The following is an 18,886-nucleotide window of genomic DNA, read 5'->3' as shown; positions in this document are numbered from 1 at the left end:
GGTTGAGGCCATACCGCTGGGTGCCGGACCGGACAGCCGGTCCGGCACCCAGCGGCCGTCAGGTATAGAGGCGGAGCAGCCCGAGGAACTGGCGTAGTTCCTGGCAGAGCTTCTGCGACAGCGGCTCGGGGTCGAAGTGCGCGATCATGTTGCGAATCTCCCGCACCCGATCGAGCTGCCGTACGAACTGGACCCGGTCCGCGAGCGACCAGCCGAGAGCTTGCCAGTTCTTGTCCGCCTTCTGGCGGAGGGCCGGGTCCTCCTGGTGGCCGTCCAGAAGTTTCACGTAGCCGTTGAACATCAGGTCCGTGATCTGACCCGTCTGCTTGTTCCTCCGCTGTACCGCGCGGATGGCGTCCGGCTCAAGCGCCGCGCCCAGGCACTTGCGGAGCCGGAACTCGATCTCACCGATGACGAAGAAGGGCCACGCCGTCGCCTCGAAACGCTCTGTGACATCGGCAGCCGTCACGATTCCGGTGATACGGCCACTCATGTCCCGGACGAGCAGGTAGCCGTACTCGCTGATCATCGGCAGCAAAGAGAAGAAATCTCCATGGACATCGGCCGTCGGCGGATCTTCCACCATCGCGTTCGCGAGAGAGGTGTCCTCGTTCTTCTCGTACATCCTGGCCACCGAGCTCCATGTGACCACACCACGCAGCGTCGATATGCCGTCGATAACCGGAACCTGAGAGTAGTTCTTGACGAGCATGAGATGGGTGGCCGTCTTGACCTGAGCGGTGGACGGAACGGAGTCGACCCCATTACGGGCAGCCGGAAGATCACCAATCCTGAAGGAATGCTGCGGCAGCGTCCCTTGTGACAGGGCGTCCTGCTCCGTCTCCTCGTCCTCTTCACCGTCGGGTTCCGCAGGCGCGACCGACTCCTCGGGGACCACCTGCACATCGGCCCTGAGGCTGCAGTGGGCGAAATAGGGGATGGTCGAGAGGCCGGCATCCTTCAGCGCCTGCGTGATGAACAAAACGGACTGGTCGTTCCGCACCCGCGTGCCGAAGAGTGCGAGAAGCTCGGAGACCGGGATCAGCTTGCCCCGGAGCTCGCGGAGCCGCTCCTCGGATGGTGTGTGCGACATCCCTTCGCTCACCAGCCCGCCGTGTCACGGAAGACGGTGCGCTTGCCCATGGCGGACCTCACCAGGTCAAGCAGTTGCAGGGCACGGTTCTCGTAGAAGCGCTCGAAGTCCGCCTCGTGCAAGGTGGAGGGGTCGATGAGATGAGTGGCGAGGACATCGTCGAACCACTCCGGGCGCATCCCCGACTCCAGCGTGAGCGACTTGAGATAGAGGGCGGGAGACCCCACGAGACTTCGGCTCGCCCGGAAGGACAGCGGCGTCTTGTTGACGATGGAGTTCGCCTTGGCCGATTGCGCCGAGGCGTTCTTGGCGATCCACCCCTTGGGGAAGATCTGCCGGATGTCCACGTTGTACTCGATCAACCGGCCCGCCGTCAGGGGCGCCTCGGTGAAGTACCAGTCCACCGCACCCTGCTTGACCAGCAGCGCGTAGATGCCCTTGTAGGCCGCGCTGTTGCGGGTCGTAAGGCTGTCCAGCCGGTCGTCCAGGAAGGCGGCTTCCGCGATCGTGTCGGGAAAGGTCCCTTCCTCACCCCGGAGCCAGCCGATGAGCTGCTCGACATCGCGCGTGAAACGGCTCTCGGTCGATCCGCCGTACATCTCGCCGAGCACTCCGCACCAGTACCACTGGGCGATCCGCTCATCCGAGCCCGGCGTGTCCAGCTCCTCCCCGAGGATGGCCCGGACGGCGGCCAGCGGCACGAGCTGGGTGCGGTACGGAAGGTCCGCCGTGCGGACGATGCACTGCTGCTCCAGGAACGCCCCCACCCACTTGAACGCCTCCGCCACCCGTGGCGCCAGGCGCCGGAAGTCGGTGAGCGGCAGCCGCAGCAGGTCGCGACGCTTGCAGGACACCGCGCTGCGCTGCCCGGCCTGCTTCTCCTCCCAGGTGCGGACGAGCGCGACGGCCTGGAGGAAGTCGCTGCTGCTCAATCCGTCCTCGACGCCGGCCTCCATGCGGCCGAACACCGGGTAGGAGGAGGTCAGGTCCTTCTTGATCTGCTCCCACTCGACCGGGAGCCGGTAGTAGTCGCCGCGCTCCGCGACATGCTCCTGGTTGCCCGCGTAGGTGGCGGTGAGCAGCTCGAAGACGTTGAGTGACACTCCGCCGGTGTTCACCCGTTCGAAGACGGCACACACGGCGTCCATCGTGGTGGAGGCCGGGAGCTTGATCATTGGCACCTGGAACTGCGTCACGTGGTTGAGGACCTGCTCCTGGAATGTGCTCCAGGTTTCCCAGTTCGCACCGTCGGCCTTCACGAACTCCTGCAGCCACTGGGTCACGCGCTGCATGTCGAACACGATGTGGAGCGGGAAGAAACCGGTCGCGCACTCCTTCTCGACCGTGCTCAGATCGAGGACGACCTTGCGGGCGAAGTCACTCCGGAGAATCCGGTCCTCGGGCACGGAGACAACCGCGTCGTCACGGTCCGCCGGTGCTCCGATGGCCTTCGCGATGTCGATGTAGTACCAGCGCTTGAGGTCCTTCCCCCGCGCGTCCACCGTCTCCACCGGTTGGTCCCGGTACAGCGACTGGTACAAGGAGGTCATGCGCTGCTGACCGTCCAGGAGCAGTAAGTCCGGCGTCGTCCCCTCGGCGCTCTCCGCACCGCTCAGCGTGCGGGGCTTGAACTGGGCCGTTCCACCCGTCTGCAGCGCCATCACGACACCGAGCGGATACTCGAGCGTCACGGTCGCAATAAGGGCCCTGATGCGTTCGTCATCCCATTTCCATTCACGTTGGAAATCAGGTAACTGAAGGGCTCCGGATGCGACGTCCTTGAGAACAGCGCCTAGATTGAGGCCGTCGAGCGCCACGCTGGGTCTTCTCCCCGATTGAAGCTGAACGGTGAACACACGATTGCACCAAGTGACCAACCGTGCGTCAAGTGAGATGACGGGCCCGCCTGCACCGCCTACCGCAGTGCGAGACTAGTGGCGTGAGTACCGACAGCCCCGGCCGAACCGGACCCGTCAGCGCGGCCCGGCGCCGTGACGTCATCGACGCCCTTCGGCGTGGCGCCGTCCCCGAAAGCGGGCTCGACCTCCTCGCAACAGGTCTGGAGCGATTCGAGAAAGCGCTCGACGCGGAGCTCGAAGCGGTCGAGTCGGGGGCGTCCGTCTTCAAGGCGGTCCGCGGTGAGTACGGATCGGGCAAGACGTTCTTCACCCGGTGGCTCGGCGAGCGCGCCAAGCGCCGTAACTTCGCCGTCGCCGAGATCCAGGTCTCCGAGAACGAGACACCCTTGCACAAGCTGGAGACCGTCTATCGTCGCCTCACCGAACGGCTGGCCACGCCCAGCTTCCCTCCCAGTGCCCTGCGGCCCGTGGTGGACGCGTGGTCCTACGCCCTGGAAGAGGACGCCCTCGCCGCGGGAACCTCGGAAGAGGAACTGACGGACGAGGTCGAACGGCTCATGACGGCCAGGCTCGTCGAAGTCTCCCGGCACGCCCCCTCGTTCGCCATCGCACTGCGGGGATACCGCAACGCGCTCGCGGCGGGCGACGAGGCGACCGCGTCAGCGGTCATGGCCTGGCTGGGCGGACAGCCGCATGTGGCCGCCGCGGCTCGCAAGGCAGCAGGAGTGCGGGGCGATCTGGACCACTTCGGTGCCCTTGGCTTCCTCCAGGGGCTGCTGACGGTGCTGCGCGACTCCGGACATTCCGGGCTCTTCGTCGTCCTGGACGAGGTGGAGACGCTCCAGCGAGTCCGCGCCGACGCACGGGACAAGGCGCTGAACGCGCTGCGTCAGCTGATCGACGAGGTGCACTCGGGGCGCTTCCCGGGGCTCTACCTCATGATCACCGGGACACCGGCGTTCTACGACGGCCAGCAGGGCGTACAGCGGCTGGCACCGCTGGCTCAGCGCCTGGCCACCGATTTCAGCACCGATCCCCGCTTCGACAATCCACGCGCCGTGCAGCTGCGGCTGTCCGGCTTCACTCTCGACTCGCTCATCGGCCTGGGGCTGACGATTCGGGATCTGTACGCGAGTGGCTCGTCGAGCCCGGACCGCGTCAAGGCTCTCGCGGACGAGTCCTATATCGCCGATCTCGCCAAGGCGGTGGGCGGGGCGCTGGGCGGCAAGGTGGGTGTGGCGCCCCGGCTGTTCCTGAAGAAGCTCGTCGGCGACGTACTCGACCGCATTGATCAGTTCGAGGAGTTCGACCCACGCGAGCACTACGCCCTCACCGTGCGCACGTCGGAGCTGAGCGAGGTCGAGGCCAACGCCGCAGCGGCTGTGAGTGCCGATGACATCGCGCTGGAGCTTCCGTGACGGAGGCGCCCGGCGACTCCGATCCGCTGGACCGACTGCACCGGGGCTTGGTCCATCACATCGTGAACTCCCTGGGCTGGCCGGGCCTGCGGCCGCTCCAGCAAGAGGCGATCGCACCGCTGATGGACGGGGTGGACGCGGTGCTGCTGGCGCCCACCGCCGGCGGGAAGACCGAGGCGGCATGCTTTCCTGTCCTGTCGCGGATGGCGGAGGAGAACTGGACCGGCACTTCGGTGCTGTACGTCTGTCCGCTCAAGGCACTGCTGAACAACCTGTTGCCCCGCCTGGAGACGTACACCTCGTGGCTGGGACGCACCGCGGCCCTCTGGCACGGCGACATCCCCCACACCCGCCGCAAGCGCATCCTCCGTGAGCGGCCGGATGTCCTGCTCACCACTCCGGAGTCCCTGGAAGCGATGCTGGTCAGCGCCAACGTCGACCATCGCGCCTTCTTCTCGGGTCTCCGCACCATCGTCGTTGACGAAGTACACGCCTTCGCGGGCGACGATCGCGGCTGGCATCTGCTGGCCGTGCTGGAACGGCTGGAACGGGTGGCCGGCCGACCGGTCCAGCGCGTCGGCCTCTCCGCGACGGTGGGAAACCCGCACGAGTTGTTGACCTGGCTTCAGGGGTCGGGAGCGGGCGAGCGTAAGGCCCAGGTGGTCGCTCCCCACTTGCGCGAGAAGGCACCCGCTCTGCCCCCGCCCGGGAAGATCGAACTCGACTACGTGGGTTCGCTGGCCAACGCCGCAACGGTGATCGCGGCTCTGCACCAGGGTGAAAAGCGTCTGGTGTTCTGTGAGGCGCGCCGGGACGTGGAGAAACTCGGCGAAGCGCTGCGGGCGAAAGGCGTGACCACTTTCCTGTCGCACGCCTCACTGTCCGCGGACGAGCGGCGCCGGGCGGAGCAAGCCTTCGCCGAGGCCCGTGACTGCGTGATCGTCTCCACGAGCACGCTGGAACTCGGCATCGATGTCGGTGATCTGGACCGGGTCATCCAGATCGACGCACCTGCCACGGTCGCCTCGTTCCTCCAGAGACTGGGCCGCACCGGGCGGCGCGCCGGCTCACAGCGGAACTGCCTCTTCCTGGCGGTGGACGAATCCGGACTGCTGTCAGCGGCGGCCCTCCTCCTGCTCTGGTCCCGTGGCTGGGTGGAACCGGTCGTCGCGCCGCCGGAACCCCGGCACATCACGGCCCAGCAGGTCCTCGCCCTGTGTCTTCAAGAGCACCAGGTCGGGGACCGGCTGTGGCGGGACTGGTGGGGCGGGCTCGGCCCGTTCGGGGCGTCGGCGGAGCCGATCGTGCGCCATCTGCTCGACGAGGGGTATCTGCATCTGGACGGCGGACTGATGTTCATCGGACCGGAGGCGGAACAGCGCTTCGGGTTCCGTCACTTCATGGATCTGACGGCGGTGTTCACCGCCGCCCCGGAGTTCACCGTGTTGTCCGGCCGCACCCAGATCGGGACGACGGATCCCGCCTTGCTCACCGACGAGATCGTCGGACCGCGCCGACTGCTGCTCGCCGGACGCAGCTGGCAGGTGACCTACATCGACTGGTCACGGCGCCGCTGTTTCGTCGAGCCGGTGGACGGGGGCGGAAGGGCTCGATGGGGCGGTGTCGGCATCACTCGGGGCGCCTCGTACGAGCTCGCGCGGGCGGCACGGGAAGTGCTGCTCGGCGCGACGCCTCCCGTCGCACTCACGCGGCGGGCCGAGCGCGCACTCGCCCAGGCTCGCGAGGCGAGCATCGACCTTGTGCACCCCGGTGGCACTGTGATCATGCGGGGTGGGCGGGACACGAACGTCCGCTGGTGGACGTGGGCGGGGTACCGCGCCAATGCCACCCTCGCCGCGACGCTCACCTCTGTCGCCGACCCACTCCAGCGGCCCACGGACGCGTATGTCCGGCTGCGCGAGGACATCACACCGCAGGAGTGGAAGAAGGCCGTCGCGGAGGGCGCCGAGCACCTGTGCCTGCCCTCGGTGGATCCGCGCGCCCTGGCCGGGTTGAAGTTCAGCGCCGCCCTTCCGCAGCGCCTCGCGGAGGCGACGCTGGCCGCGCGCTTGGCGGATCTCGACGGAGCGTCCGCGGTGCTGGGTGCACCGATCAGGTTCACCACGTGGAGCGCGTGACGGGAAGACCGGGTGTCAGCGGCGTGCCGTAGCCTCCAATCTCTGCTCAACCGGTCGGCCAGCCCAGGGGTGTCGTATGGCGACTTGGCTCCTCGCATACGGCGGTTCCCTCACCCCGTGCGGCTGATCCGGACTTCGACCTCGCCTGGCGCAGGGATGACCCCAGCCTGACCTGACCAAGCACGTTCAGGTGCAGGTCGAACCAGCCCCTGTGCGTTGTTCCCGGGCCGACACGGCTGCGCACGGGGGCCACTGGTATAGATCGTGGCCATGCATATTTTCGGAGGAACGGTAGCGCAGGCCGCGGCGAGGATCGCCGATCCCGCATTCATCACCGAGTGCGCCCATCGCTTCCGCACCATCCACGGACGCTCCCCCGGCGAAGCCGAAGTACGCAGTTGGGAGAACAGCTGGCCGCCCTTACTGCGGGTGCTGTCAGCGGCCGAGCTGAGCGAGCTGCACCTTCTGCTGGAGTACGAGTTGCCCGGCACCAGCCAGCGTGTCGACGCGCTCCTCCTTGGCCACCGCCCCCGGACGGAGTCTCTGGTCGCCGTGGCCGTCGAACTCAAGCAGTGGCAATATGCCGCACCCCACGGCACGGGGCCGGGAATGCTCAACGTCGGAAAGCGGGAAGTGCTCCACCCAGCCCGTCAGGTCGGTGGCTACGTCAACTACCTGACCGAGTGGGTGCCTCCCGAGCTGCACCTGGACGTCGAGGGCCTCGCTTATCTCCATGCGGCGCCTTCGGACCTGATCGACGGCTTGCGTGGGCTTCAGGGGACGGGTCCCAGCGCCGCGTACTCCATCCTCGGGCCCGACGACGTGGCCCCTGACGCCCCGTCGCACCTGCTGGCCGAGCGCCTCCACTGCGGGGGACTGCGGCCGGCGGCCCCGCAACGTGTCACCGCATTCCTGGAGGCCCGGCACCGTCCGTCTCCGAAGCTGCTGGCCAGGGTCGCCGACGTGATCGGGGGCCATGAAACGTTTCGCCTCATCGGAGAGCAGGACAAGGCGCGTCAGCAGATCAACAGCGCCATCGACGCCGCACGGCAGGGACACCGTGGCCACATCGTCGTTGTCACCGGAGGTCCTGGTACCGGGAAAACCGCCATTGCGACCCGGGTTCTGGGTGACCTCTGCCGGGACTCCGGTGCCAACCCACGCCTCCTCTCCCCCACGGGGACCCTGTCACGGCAGCTCGGCCGCGCTGTCGGAGAATCGGCGCGGGGGCTCATCGCCACACTGACCACCCGTCTGCCCGAGGGACTGGACAAAGACACGAGCGTTGTGCTGCTCGATGAAGCTCACCGTGCCCGCACGGGCCAGGGCTGGCGCACCACCCCATTCCCCAAGCTGCTCACCGACCTGATGACCCGCTGTGCCGTCCTCGTCCTCTTCCTCGACGAAGGCCAGATCGTCCGCCCAGGCGAAGGCACCACAAAGGATGAACTGCGGCGCATGGCCTCGCAGCAGGGCTGCACCTTCGCTCATGTCGATCTGCCCACCCAGTTCCGCTGCAGCGGCTCCCGGCCCTATCTGGACTGGGTGGACGCCCTGCTGTCGCCGGAAGCGCGCCCGCCGCGCTGGAACGGGGAGGGCTACGACCTGGCCCTCGCGGACAATCCGGCCCAGCTCGAGGAGTGGGTCGCCGATCACATCCGCCACGGCCGAAGCGCGCGCATCACCGCGGGGTACTGCTGGCCCTGGGATTCCCCCGACGTCCCGCCGCTGCTGCCGGACGTCTCCATTACATGGCAGGACGCTTCCGGAGAGCATCTGTGGGAGCGGCCCTGGAACTCAAGAGCCGACATGGTCGTGGCCGGGGACGGGGTCCCGGGCCGCGCCTTCTGGGCCACGGACGAAGGCGGGCAGCAGCAGGTCGGATGCGTCTACACGGCGCAGGGCATGGAGTACGACTACAGTGCGGTCATTCTCGGCAGGGACCTCACCTGGACAGCCCAGGGGTGGCGGGCCCAGCCCGGCGAGAGCCATGACCCGGCCACGAACCACCTTTCCCCTCAGCAGTACCTGCGGTACGCGCTGAACATCTACCGGGTCCTCGCCACCCGTGGCACCCGTGGTACGCGCCTGTATTCCACCGATCCGGCGACCCAGGCATTCCTTCGGACCGTGCTCCCCGGTCACCTGCGCAACGAAAGCAACTGATCAATCTCGCGAACTTTCTTGTCGCGACCAGACCGGCTGCGTAAACTCTCGAAAGATCATTCGGCCACGACAAGGCTTCCGGGTCCGCCCCGGACAACGCCTTCCCGCCTACACATGGAGCACACGCGTGCCTTCTTCTTCCACCGACGGCAGCACGGCAGCCAGGGTTCGGCACCGTCGGTCATCACCGTTCGCACAGCAGCCAGGCCACAGGAGCGGCGCGGCGTCGCCGGTTCGCCCCCTCCCCCGTTCCGCCTGATCCGTTCCCTCGACCTCGTGCCCGGCCCGGGCTCGCGGGGAAACGATCCTTCCCGCCGCACCGGACGGGCCCGAAAGGACTGCTGTGCTTTCCACGCCCATTCTCGTCACCGTGTGTGTCGCCTCCCTGGCGGCAGTGATGTGCTGCGCCTTCGTCTGCAACACCTTTGGCAAGATCGCTGCCGCGGCACTCCGGGGCAGTCGTTCGGCCGACCGCCCGCAGATCATCCAGGCCCTGGGCACGGCCTTTCGTCAATTCCTGCGGCCGTGGTGGCGGCGCGGGTAGATCTTTCCTCCCAGGGCAGGGGCGTTTCGGACCCGCCTCTGCCCTGGGCGGCGGAGAGAACCATCATGACAGAGCTACAGTTGATACCGATTTTCCTGCGGCCCGCCGGGCTTCCGTTTCTGACGGGCCTCCCCCGTACAGGACATGAAGGACACGCCCCCACCCGCACCAGCGATCATGTGCTGTCTGGGGGCCTTTCTTGTTGATCCGTGAATCCGCTGCGTCGGTCGCCGCCGGGATCCAGTCGGGCGCGCTGTACTTCCGCTTGGAGGACAAGTTCGTTCACGCGCACGGACACCGGCCCTCCTACGCCGAACGGCGATCGTGGGAACACTCTCTTCCCGCCCTGGTGAACGCCGTGTTGGAAGCCGGCCTCGACGACGTCGAGATCATGCTGGAGTACACGCTGCCGCTCACCAGCAAGCGTGCCGACGCGGTACTCGCCGGCGTCCACCCGAAGACTCGTGAACCTTCCTACGTGGTCGTGGAACTGAAGCAGTGGACCGAGGCTCATCCTGACGAAGAATCCCCACGGCTCTGCCACGTCGACGGAATGCGCTCCCGTGCGATGCTGAATCCCATCGAACAGGTCCGGGGATACTGCGACTACCTGGTCCAATTCAACGGGGCGTTGGACGGGCGGGAACACCAGATCGTCGGCGTGGCCTACCTCCACAACGCCACGGAGTTCGGAGCCGGAGCGCTGGACATCGCCGGGCAGAGTCCGCGCGGCCGCTTCTTCACCGGGGACAAGCGGGGCAAGTTCATCGCTTTTCTCCAAGAGCACCTCGCACCGGAGTCCGGCGCTCTTTCCGCTGATGCCCTCCAGGCAGGAAAGATCAAGCCGTCCACTCAGCTCATCGACGTCGCGGCTCGGGAGATCCGCGACCGGGAGCAGTTCCGGTTGCTCAATGAGCAGCAGGTCGCGTACGAACTCGTACTCAAAGCCGTTCGGAACTCGCGGCAGGCCGACAACAAGGAAGTCATCGTCGTCACCGGTGGTCCAGGAAGCGGGAAGAGCGTCATCGCACTGTCTCTTCTCGGGGAGCTGTACCGCCAGGGTCGGTCCGCGTTGCACGCCACCGGTTCGGCCTCGTTCACCAAGACCATGCGGAAGGTCGCAGGGGCCCGCAAGCGGGAGGTCCAAGACCTCTTCAAGTACTTCAACAGCTTCATGACCGCCGAGCGCAACGGTCTGGACGTGCTGGTCTGTGACGAGGCACACCGGATGCGCCAGACATCCGCCAACCGCTACACCCGAGCCGCGGACCGGACCGGCAAGCGCCAGGTGGAAGAACTGATCGACGCGGCGCGCGTGCCGGTCTTCCTCCTGGACGAGCACCAGGTCGTGCGCCCTGGCGAGATGGGCTCGCTGCACGAGATCGAAGACGCGGCGGCTGCCAAGGGGCTACGGGTGACCACGGTGCCGCTGGACGGGCAGTTCCGTTGCGGTGGCAGTGACGCCTACCTGCGGTGGGTGGTGCGGCTACTGGGTCTGGAGAAGGGAGGCCCGACGGTCTGGGAGCCCGACTCCAAGATGGAGCTCATGGTGGCGGAGAGCCCGGCGGAGCTGGAGGAGCTTCTCGAAGGCCAGCGCGCTCAGGGGTACGGCGCCCGCATGTCCGCCGGGTACTGCTGGAAGTGGACCACGAAGATCGCGCCGGGTCAGTCGCTCCCGGCGGATGTCGTCATCGGTGACTGGGCCCGGCCGTGGAACGTCTACGGGGAACGAGCGGTCGCCGGCGCGCCCCCAGCCGCACTGTGGGCCACCGACCCGGCCGGTTTCGGCCAGGTCGGATGTGTCTATACGGCGCAGGGCTTCGAGTACGACTGGAGTGGCGTCATCATGGGGCCGGACCTCGTGTGGCGCGACGACCGCTGGGTTGTCGACCGTACGGCCTCCAAGGACCCGGTGTTCAAGAAGTCCACACCGGACGAGGACGTGGACCGGCTGATCCGCAACACGTACAAGGTTCTGCTGACCCGAGGGATGAAGGGCACCGTGATCTACTCCACGGACGCCGAGACGCGCGCCAAGCTGCGGGAACTCGTCCAGGCCGAGGCCAGGACCCCCGAGCCGGTGGGCTGACGGTGTCCTGATCCGCCTTGGCGGGTCCGCAGGGCTGCGCAGCCGGAGTCGCCAGGTCACCGTGATCCGGGCCGACTTCCGGGCGCGCTGCCGGGCCTGGCGGGAGGCGTTCGGGGAGGACGCCGACGTCTTCTACGCCGCCGCACTCCCACGGAGACTTCGTGAGACGGGTCACTGGATGAGGGGGCACCGCAGGTCCGGGTACCAGCGGTTGGGGGTGCAGGTGACCAGGGCCAGGGAGAGGAAGGAGGTGCGGCCCAGGTAGCAGCCGAAGGAGACGTCCGTGCCGTGGGCCAGGCGGTCGGTGGCCGTGGTGACCAGGCGGGATAGGCGGGCGGTGTCGGCTTCCTGGTGGGAGAGGAAGCCGGGGGCGTGTGCGGTGAGTTCGCGGCCGAGCCAGGCCGTCGCGTCCTTCGGCTCTTCGAAGGTGGCCCTGATGAGGGCAGGGGTCTTCAGGAGCCAGAGGGACGTTTCCAGCGGGGGGAGTTCCGAGCGGCGGAAGGTGTCCACGCGCGTGCGGTACTCCTCCTCGTCCCCCGCCGTGACGGGTGGGCGGGGGCGGTCGGGCAGGCGGCGGAGGGCCTCTCGGTCGAACAGCTCCTTCTCGCCCAGCCACGAGTACGCGTGGATGTGCACGCGTCAGGGGTTCCCCCCGCCGGTTTCCCGGAAGGCCCCTGTTGGGGTGATCCTCCGATGGTCTTGTGTGCCCCTGTTGGTGATCCTCCGGTGGCCCCGTGTGCCCCTGCTGGTGATCCTCCGGTGGCCTCGTCTGCCCCCGTTGGTGATCCTCCGGTGGCCTCGTCTGCCCCTGCTGGTGATCCTCCGGTGGTCTTGTACCCGCGGTCGCGTGGACGCCTTACTGCGATACCTCGATCTTCGCGGCCGCGTCGTAGAACGACAGATGGTCCTTGATCTCCGCCACCTTCTCCTTCGGCTGCGGGTACGCCCACACCACGTCCGTCCGGGGCTCCGCTCCGGCGCCCGCCTCTCCGCGGTACGTCCAGTAGGCGGCCTCGCCCTTGAAGGGGCAGGTGGTGTGGGTGTCGGTGGGCTCGAAGAGGGTCAGGTCCACGTCTTGCGGCGGGAGGTAGTAGCGGACCGGAAGGCCGGTCTCGTGGACCAGCAGGGGACGGTCCGACTCGGCGACGACGCGGCCGTCGATGGTGACCGTGACGTGCTGCGAGCCGCGTTCCACGGCCACGCGGTGTCCGCCGCCGGAGCCGGTGGTCGGCGGGTGGGAAGCGGGGGTGGGCATCTTCCTGGCCTCCTCCGTGTGGGTCTGCGGAGTCCTTGTCGTGGTAACACCTCCGGCGCCGCCGTCATTCCGGAGGGCGTCCCGCCTCCCCCGGCTCCCGGGGCCAGGCCCGGCCCTCCTGGCGTTCCACCTCGCGGTTGAAGCGGGTGAGGACGTCCTCCAGGCAGGCCACGTCCTCCGGGGGCCAGGACTCCAGCAGCCGGGACAGATCGGTCTGCCGGCACGTCCGTTCCGCCGCCATGCGGTCGGCGCCCTGGGCGGTGACCCGGAGCTTGCGGGCCAGACCGCCGTCGGGGTCCGGGATACGTTCGACGAGGCCCGCCCGGAGGAGGGCGCCGGTCTGGCGGTTGACGGTCGAGACGTCCAGCTGGAGCGCGTCGGCCAGCTGGCCGATGGACATCGCGCCCTCGGCGTCCAGGCGGGAGAGGAGCAGATAGCCCGAGCGGTCCAGGCGGGTGGGGGTGCAGGGCTCCGTGCGGGCTTTCGCCGCCGCGGCGGGCTCGGGGGGCTCACCGCCCTCCTGGGCTGCGGTGCCGTGTGCGGTGCCGTGGCCCTTCCGGTCGCGGGGTGTCAGCACTGAGCACCTGGCCACCAGCATCAGCTCGCGTTCCAGCCGCTCCAGCCGCCGATCCAGCACGATTCCTCCTCGCCTCCCCCGCGCTCACCCTTGGAAAGGTGCACGATACACATCATGTGTAGGATGCACACCTCCCATCCTTCCACCGATCCCGAAACTTCTTGGAGGCGGCATTCGCATGCCCCAGTCAGCCCCACCCCGCGTCGCGGAACCCCTGAGCGCAACGCCGACCGGCACGCCGCTTCCGCGCGAGGTCGGCGGCGGCTTCGTGGCGGTGCTCGCGTTCTGCGGTATCGCCGTGTCCGTGATGCAGACGCTGGTCGTACCGCTGGTGACCGAGCTGCCCCAGTTGCTGCACACCACCAGTTCCAACGCGTCCTGGGTGGTCACCGCCACCCTGCTCGCCGGTGCCGTCTCCACCCCGGTCATGGGCCGGCTCGGGGACATGTTCGGCAAGCGCCGGATGCTGATGGTCGCGCTCGCGCTCATGGTCATCGGCTCGCTGACCTGCGCCGTCACCTCCAATCTGGTGGTGATGGTGATCGGCCGGGCCATCCAGGGCGGCGCCATGGGCGCCGTTCCGCTCGGCATCAGCATCATGCGGGACGAACTGCCGCCGCAGAAGCTGGGCTCGGCGATGGCGCTGATGAGCTCGTCGCTGGGCATCGGCGGCGCGCTGGGGCTGCCGGCCGCCGCGTTCGTGGCGCAGCACACCAGCTGGCACGTGCTGTTCTACGGGGCCGCGGGGCTGGGCGCGATAGCCATCGCCCTGGTGCTCACCGTCGTCCCGGAGTCCTCCGTCCGCACCCCCAGCCGCTTCGACGTCACCGGCGCGCTCGGGCTGTCGGCCGGTCTGGTGTGTCTGCTGCTGCCCATCACCAAGGGCGGTGACTGGGGCTGGGCGAGCGGCACCACGCTGGGGCTGTTCGGCGCGGCCGTGGTCATCCTGCTGCTGTGGGGCCTCTTCGAGCTGCGCACCGCCGAACCGCTGGTCGACCTGCGGACCACCGCCCGGCGCCAGGTCCTGCTGACCAACCTCGCCTCGATCATGGTCGGCTTCTCGTTCTACGCGATGTCGCTGCTCCTTCCGCAGCTGCTGCAGCTGCCCGAGGCCACCGGTTACGGCCTGGGCCAGTCGATGGTCATGGCGGGGCTCTACTTCGCCCCGATGGGCGTGGCCATGATGCTGGTCTCACCGCTGTCCGCGCGGATCAACGCCGCGAGCGGGCCGAAGGTGTCGCTGATCATCGGGCTGATCGTGATCGGCGCGACGTACGGTGCGGGCCTGGGGATGATGGACCACATCTGGCAGATCGTGGTGCTGTCCACCGCGCTCGGCATCGGTATCGGCATCGCCTACTCGGCGATGCCCACGCTGATCGTCAGCGCCGTTCCGGCCGCCGAGACGGGTGCGGCGAACGGGCTCAACACGCTCATGCGGTCGATCGGCATGTCCACCTCCAGCGCGGTGGTGGGCGTGATCCTGGCCCACCAGACCATCGACTTCGGCGGGGTCGCGCTGCCCGGCAAGGACGGCTTCAAGACCTCGTTCATGGTGGCGTGCGCCGCCTCGGTGGCCGGTCTGCTGATCGCCCTGTTCCTGCCCGCACGGCGCCGGGCGGGGCTGGCGAGCCCGGTGGCCGGTTCGGCCTCTGGGGGCGGTGCGGCTGCTCCTGCGGTCGGTTCCGGTTCCGGGGTTGGTGCGGCTGCTCCTGCGGTCGGTGCGGCTTCTTCTGGGGTCGGTTCCGGTTCTGGGGTCGGTGCGGCTTCTTCCGGGGTCGGTTCCGGTTCCGGGGTCGGTGCGGCTTCTGGGGTGGGTGCGGCTTCTGGGGTCGGTTCCGGTTCTGGGGTCGGTTCCGGTTCTGGGGTCGGTGCGGCTCCGGCCCACGCGGGCGGCCCGGTCGCCGTTGCCGCCTCGAAGGTCGCCGACGTCCCCGACGCGCTCGGTGTCCCCGACGTGCCCGGTGTCCCCGGTGTCCCCGGCGTCCCCGGCGTCCCGGCGGACGCGTCCGCGCTCACCGGCAGCGTCATCCACGGCCGGGTCCTCGGGGTCGGCGGCGCCCCGCTCGCCGACGCCGCCATCACCCTCATCGACACCAGTGGCCGTCAGCTCGGCCGTACGGTCACCGGCCGCGACGGCCGGTACCGCGTGCCCGCGCCCGACGCCACCAGCATCGTCCTCATCGGCTCCGCCGCCGGGCACCAGCCGCAGGCCGCCACGCTGCTGGTGTCGGACCTGCCGGTCGTCTGCGATCTGCGGCTGTCCGGCGGGGGCGGCCTGACCGGGTCCGTGCGGGCCGTCGGCGGGGAGCCGGTGGCCGGTGCGACCGCCACGGCCACCGGGCCCGACGGCGAGGTGGCGGGATCGGCGACCGCCGACGAGAAGGGCGAGTTCGCGCTGCCGGAGCTGGCCCCGGGGACGTACACGCTGACCGTGGCCGCCGCCGGACACCGGCCGTACGCCTCCCAGGTCGAGCTCACCGCGGGTGAACCGGTGCGGGTGAACGCGGAGCTGCGGCCCGCGGCCCGGGTCCGCGGCACCGTACGGGACCGGGGTGGTCGACCGCTGGGGGACGCGCGGGTCTCGCTCCTGGACGCCTCCGGGGACGTGGTCGGGCAGGCCATCACCGGTGCGGACGGGTCCTTCGGCTTCGAGGCCCTCACCGGCGATCACTACACGGTGGTGGCCAGCGGCTACGCACCGGCCACCCGGCAGATCACGGTCGGTGGCGCCGAGGGCGGCGAGCGGCGGGACGTGGACTTCCTGCTGGGCCACGGCGAGGAGTGAGACGGCGGGCGGTGGTGGAGTGCGGCCGCGGGCGAGCTGAGGCAGCGGGCCGTTGAGGAGTGAGGCGGTGGGCTCAGCGCCGGGCTCAGGGGCGGTCCTCAGCACCGTCCTCCCGGCGGGGGTCCCTCAGCACCGTTTCCTCAGCGGTTTCCTCAGCGGCGGGGTCCGTTTGCTCAACGGCGGATTCCCCAGCATCCTCCTCCCGTCCTCCCAGCGGCGGTCCCTCAGGACCGTCCTCCCAGCGGTGGGTCCCCGCACCCTCCTCCCAGCGGCGGTCCCTCAGCACGCGGCCCCGGCAACGAAACCCCCGGCCGAGGTAAGGAGCAGCGCACCCGGGCGCTGCTCCTTCTCATTCGTCCTCCTCGGGGAGGCTCTCCCACGCATCGCCCTTCCGATACAGCTCATAGCCCTCCTCGTCCGCGATGGACTCCGCCTGGGCACGGCTCCGGAGGGAGATCTCATAGGTGTGGCTGTCGACGGTCGCGTGGACGCCAGACCCATCGGTGATCGTTTCGATCGCATGCGTCTCGTAGATGACGCGTCCCGGCTCGCACTTGCTCCAGACCACGTGCATGCTCACTGCCATCGGACCCACTCCCGCAGACGAGTCCCCTGGTTTCAGGGTCTCACCTGATCCCCTGGTCCACATGGCCTGACGTGGCGCCCCGTCCAGCCGGAGCCGAGGTGGCACCCCGTCGGCCGAAGAGCGCCACGTTCGCCAGCGCGAGGACCGCCAGCGCGCCCCCGAACCACATCACGCTGGAGACCGCGATCCCGTCCGCCGCCCGGCCGCCGAGCAGCGCGCCCAGCGATATCGCCACGTTGAAGACCCCGACGAACAGCGCCGACGCCGCTTCCCGCGCCTCCGGCGCCGCGTGCAGCACCCAGGTCTGGCAGGTCACCGACACCCCGCCGTACGCCAGCCCCCACACCACCAGCAGGACGGCCGCCCCCGCCGTCGTGGAGCCCGCGACCGGGACCAGCAGTTCGGCCGCCGCCAGCAGGGTGAAGATGACCATGAGGGTGCGGCGCGGGTCGCGGTGGGCGGTGGTGCCGGCCAGGAAGTTCCCGGCGATGCCCGCCACGCCGTACGCCAGCAGCAGCGTGCTGATCAGGCCCGTCCCGGCCCCGGCGACGCCTTCGAGCACCGGGCGGACGTAGGTGTACGCACCGAAGTGTCCGGTGACCAGCAGCAGGGTGGTGATGAGGCCGATCCGCAGCCGGACGTTGCGGAACAGCCCCGGCACCTCGCGCAGCCGGACGGTCCCGGTCGCGGGCAGCGGTGGCAGGGTGACGGCCATGGCGGCGGCCACGGCCAGCGACAGGACGGCGATGGCGGCGAACGCGACCCGCCAGTGGACCAGATCGCCGATGAGCGTCCCGATCGGCACCCCGAGCACCGAGGCCACCGCGATGCCGCTGAAGATCAGCGTGGTGGCGTGGCCCGCGGACCGCTCGGGCACCAGCCGCACCGCGAGCCCGCCGGCGATCGACCACACCCCGCCGATGCTCGCCCCGACCAGGACCCGGGCGACCAGCAGGACGGCGAAGCCGGGCGCGAGCGCGGACAGCAGATTGGCCACGGCCAGCAGCCCCATCAGACCGCACAGCACCAGCCGCCGGTCGAAGCGGCCGACGGTGACGGTGAGCAGCGGGGCGGCGAGCGCGGCGATCAGACCGGGTACGGTCATGGACAGTCCGGCCGTACCGTCCGAGACGTTCAGGTCGGATCCGATGGAGGTGAGCAGACCGACCGGCAGCATCTCGGTGGTGACGACCGAGAAGGTGCCGACCGCGACGGCGACGACGGCGAGCCAGGACCTGAGCGGCGAGCGCACCAGCGGAGACGACCCGGAGATGGCTGCCGGAGTGGTGAGTTCCGTGCTATCGGACATGTCTTTAGCGAACAGCTGTGCCCTTCCGGGAACAACGCCGAAGTTCTCAGACTTCTCTGAGCGGGGCTCATCGGTGAGGCTCATCGGTGACGTGTGAGCGGGCCTATCGGTGACGCACGAGCGGGGCGTCTCGCTGGCTCGTGAGCGGGCGTATCTACGGCGCGTGAGCGGGGCGTAGTAGCTATTGCTCGTGAGCGGGGCTCATGAGCCGGGCGCACCCGCGAGGTGTCCAGCGGGGCCGGGTGAACGCGCGACCCACGGAGAGGCCATGGCGGGGTTGGAGATCCGCGAACTGGAGTGCTTTCTCGCGCTGAGCGAGGAACTGCACTTCGGGCCCCTCGGCCCCCGCGCCGCGCTACTGGCACGACGCCATGGCCCCCGCCGTCACCCTCGGCGGACGGCCGATTCCGCGCGGACCGCGGGTGCACACGCTTCAGGAAGGGCTGGCGGCGGTCGCGTCGGGCCGGGGCGGAATGCTGCTGTGCGCCCCGACGGCGGAGTACCACCGCCGCCGGGACATCACGTTCGTACCGGTCGTGGGAGTGCCGGACTCGATGCTCGGCCTGGTGTGGCGGCGGGCGGACGAGACGGCACGGATACGGGCGTTCGCGCGGGCCGTGGAGGAGCTGTGCTCGGCGCCGGGCTGAGCCGCGTCAGGGCCAGCCCCTCCTGAGCCACGTCCGGGGCGGCCCCTCCTGAGCCGCGTCAGGGTGTCCCGGCCCGGCCGGGTCGGTCCTGGCCGGGTCCACGGCCCTGGCCGGGCCGGGCCGGCAGGGTTCCTGGTGAACCGTCTCGGTCCTGGCCAGCCCGGCACGGTCCGGGTGAACCGACTCCGTCCTGGCCAGCCAGTCTCGGCCCTGGCCAGCCCGTCTCGGCCCTGGCCAGCCCGGCACGGCCCTGGCCAGCCCGGCACGGTCGGGGTGAACCGACTCCGTCCTGGCCAGCCCGGCACGGCCCTGGTTAGCCGACTCCGTCCTGGTCAACCGCTTGGAGCCGACTCGCTTCGGACCAGCCCGCCTCGGCGCCAGCCCAGCTCGGCTCCGGCCCGGCTCGGGGTCGATCCG

General features: G+C 69.3%; 14 protein-coding genes. 7 read left to right on the top strand and 7 right to left on the bottom strand.

Translation table 11 applies throughout. The annotated features are described in order from the left end of the window. Positions 1-58: 58 nt before the first annotated feature. Both AXW62_RS14130 and AXW62_RS14125 read right to left on the bottom strand, forming a co-directional pair. Positions 59-1,105 (bottom strand): CBS domain-containing protein, encoded by a 1,047-nt coding sequence (locus AXW62_RS14130; RefSeq protein WP_252368601.1) that lies wholly within the window; start codon positions 1,103-1,105, stop codon positions 59-61. Further along, positions 1,102-2,910, bottom strand: a complete 1,809-nt coding sequence (locus AXW62_RS14125; protein ID WP_060944828.1) for a DUF262 domain-containing protein — start codon at positions 2,908-2,910, stop codon at positions 1,102-1,104. Before AXW62_RS14125 ends, AXW62_RS14130 begins: the two co-directional genes overlap by 4 nt. Positions 2,911-3,032: 122 nt before the next feature. Here AXW62_RS14125 and brxD point away from each other — a divergent pair, with 122 nt between their 5' ends. From brxD to AXW62_RS14100, 5 genes are all read left to right on the top strand, one after another. Then, positions 3,033-4,370, top strand: a complete 1,338-nt coding sequence (gene brxD / locus AXW62_RS14120) for a BREX system ATP-binding protein BrxD (RefSeq protein ID WP_060944827.1) — start codon at positions 3,033-3,035, stop codon at positions 4,368-4,370. Further along, positions 4,367-6,508: a DEAD/DEAH box helicase gene (locus AXW62_RS14115; protein WP_107406287.1), complete on the top strand. Its 2,142-nt coding sequence runs from the start codon at positions 4,367-4,369 to the stop codon at positions 6,506-6,508. Before brxD ends, AXW62_RS14115 begins: the two co-directional genes overlap by 4 nt. A gap of 270 nt (positions 6,509-6,778) precedes the next feature. Further along, complete coding sequence (locus tag AXW62_RS14110; RefSeq protein ID WP_060944850.1) at positions 6,779-8,674, top strand: DNA/RNA helicase domain-containing protein; 1,896 nt, start codon at positions 6,779-6,781, stop codon at positions 8,672-8,674. A gap of 343 nt (positions 8,675-9,017) precedes the next feature. Beyond that, positions 9,018-9,218, top strand: coding sequence for a hypothetical protein (locus AXW62_RS14105; protein WP_060944826.1), 201 nt, complete (start codon positions 9,018-9,020; stop codon positions 9,216-9,218). A gap of 199 nt (positions 9,219-9,417) precedes the next feature. Further along, on the top strand, positions 9,418-11,307 hold the full coding sequence (locus AXW62_RS14100; protein WP_060944825.1) for a DUF2075 domain-containing protein: 1,890 nt from the start codon (positions 9,418-9,420) through the stop codon (positions 11,305-11,307). 171 nt (positions 11,308-11,478) lie between these two features. On the opposite strand, the gene AXW62_RS14095 is transcribed toward AXW62_RS14100, so the two are convergent. From AXW62_RS14095 to AXW62_RS14085, 3 genes are all read right to left on the bottom strand, one after another. Then, positions 11,479-11,943 (bottom strand): hypothetical protein, encoded by a 465-nt coding sequence (locus AXW62_RS14095; protein ID WP_060944824.1) that lies wholly within the window; start codon positions 11,941-11,943, stop codon positions 11,479-11,481. A 220-nt stretch (positions 11,944-12,163) separates the two neighbouring features. Further along, entirely contained in the window at positions 12,164-12,562 is a 399-nt protein-coding gene (locus AXW62_RS14090) for a DUF427 domain-containing protein (RefSeq protein WP_060944823.1), read from the bottom strand. Between the two features lie 64 nt (positions 12,563-12,626). Further along, a complete protein-coding gene (locus tag AXW62_RS14085; RefSeq protein ID WP_370682910.1) occupies positions 12,627-13,196 on the bottom strand; it encodes a MarR family winged helix-turn-helix transcriptional regulator in 570 nt (189 codons plus the stop codon). A gap of 121 nt (positions 13,197-13,317) precedes the next feature. Between AXW62_RS14085 and AXW62_RS14080 the strand changes: the two genes are divergently transcribed. Continuing rightward, the gene (locus AXW62_RS14080) at positions 13,318-15,927 is read left to right on the top strand and encodes an MFS transporter (protein ID WP_060944821.1); all 2,610 of its coding nucleotides are present in this window, start codon (positions 13,318-13,320) and stop codon (positions 15,925-15,927) included. Between the two features lie 349 nt (positions 15,928-16,276). On the opposite strand, the gene AXW62_RS14075 is transcribed toward AXW62_RS14080, so the two are convergent. Together AXW62_RS14075 and AXW62_RS14070 are read right to left on the bottom strand one after the other, a co-directional pair. Continuing rightward, positions 16,277-16,513, bottom strand: coding sequence for a hypothetical protein (locus tag AXW62_RS14075; RefSeq protein ID WP_030823295.1), 237 nt, complete (start codon positions 16,511-16,513; stop codon positions 16,277-16,279). A 40-nt stretch (positions 16,514-16,553) separates the two neighbouring features. Beyond that, positions 16,554-17,822: an MFS transporter gene (locus AXW62_RS14070; RefSeq protein WP_063817580.1), complete on the bottom strand. Its 1,269-nt coding sequence runs from the start codon at positions 17,820-17,822 to the stop codon at positions 16,554-16,556. A 371-nt stretch (positions 17,823-18,193) separates the two neighbouring features. Here AXW62_RS14070 and AXW62_RS14065 point away from each other — a divergent pair, with 371 nt between their 5' ends. Continuing rightward, positions 18,194-18,469 (top strand): type 2 periplasmic-binding domain-containing protein, encoded by a 276-nt coding sequence (locus AXW62_RS14065; RefSeq protein ID WP_169808133.1) that lies wholly within the window; start codon positions 18,194-18,196, stop codon positions 18,467-18,469. The last annotated feature ends 417 nt before the right edge of the window (positions 18,470-18,886 follow it).

Origin of the sequence: Streptomyces hygroscopicus subsp. hygroscopicus, assembly GCF_001553455.1 — a bacterium.
In the GTDB taxonomy this organism is placed as follows: domain Bacteria; phylum Actinomycetota; class Actinomycetes; order Streptomycetales; family Streptomycetaceae; genus Streptomyces; species Streptomyces hygroscopicus.
Note: the sequence above shows the minus strand (reverse complement) of the source record. Positions and strands in the feature narration are given on the sequence as shown.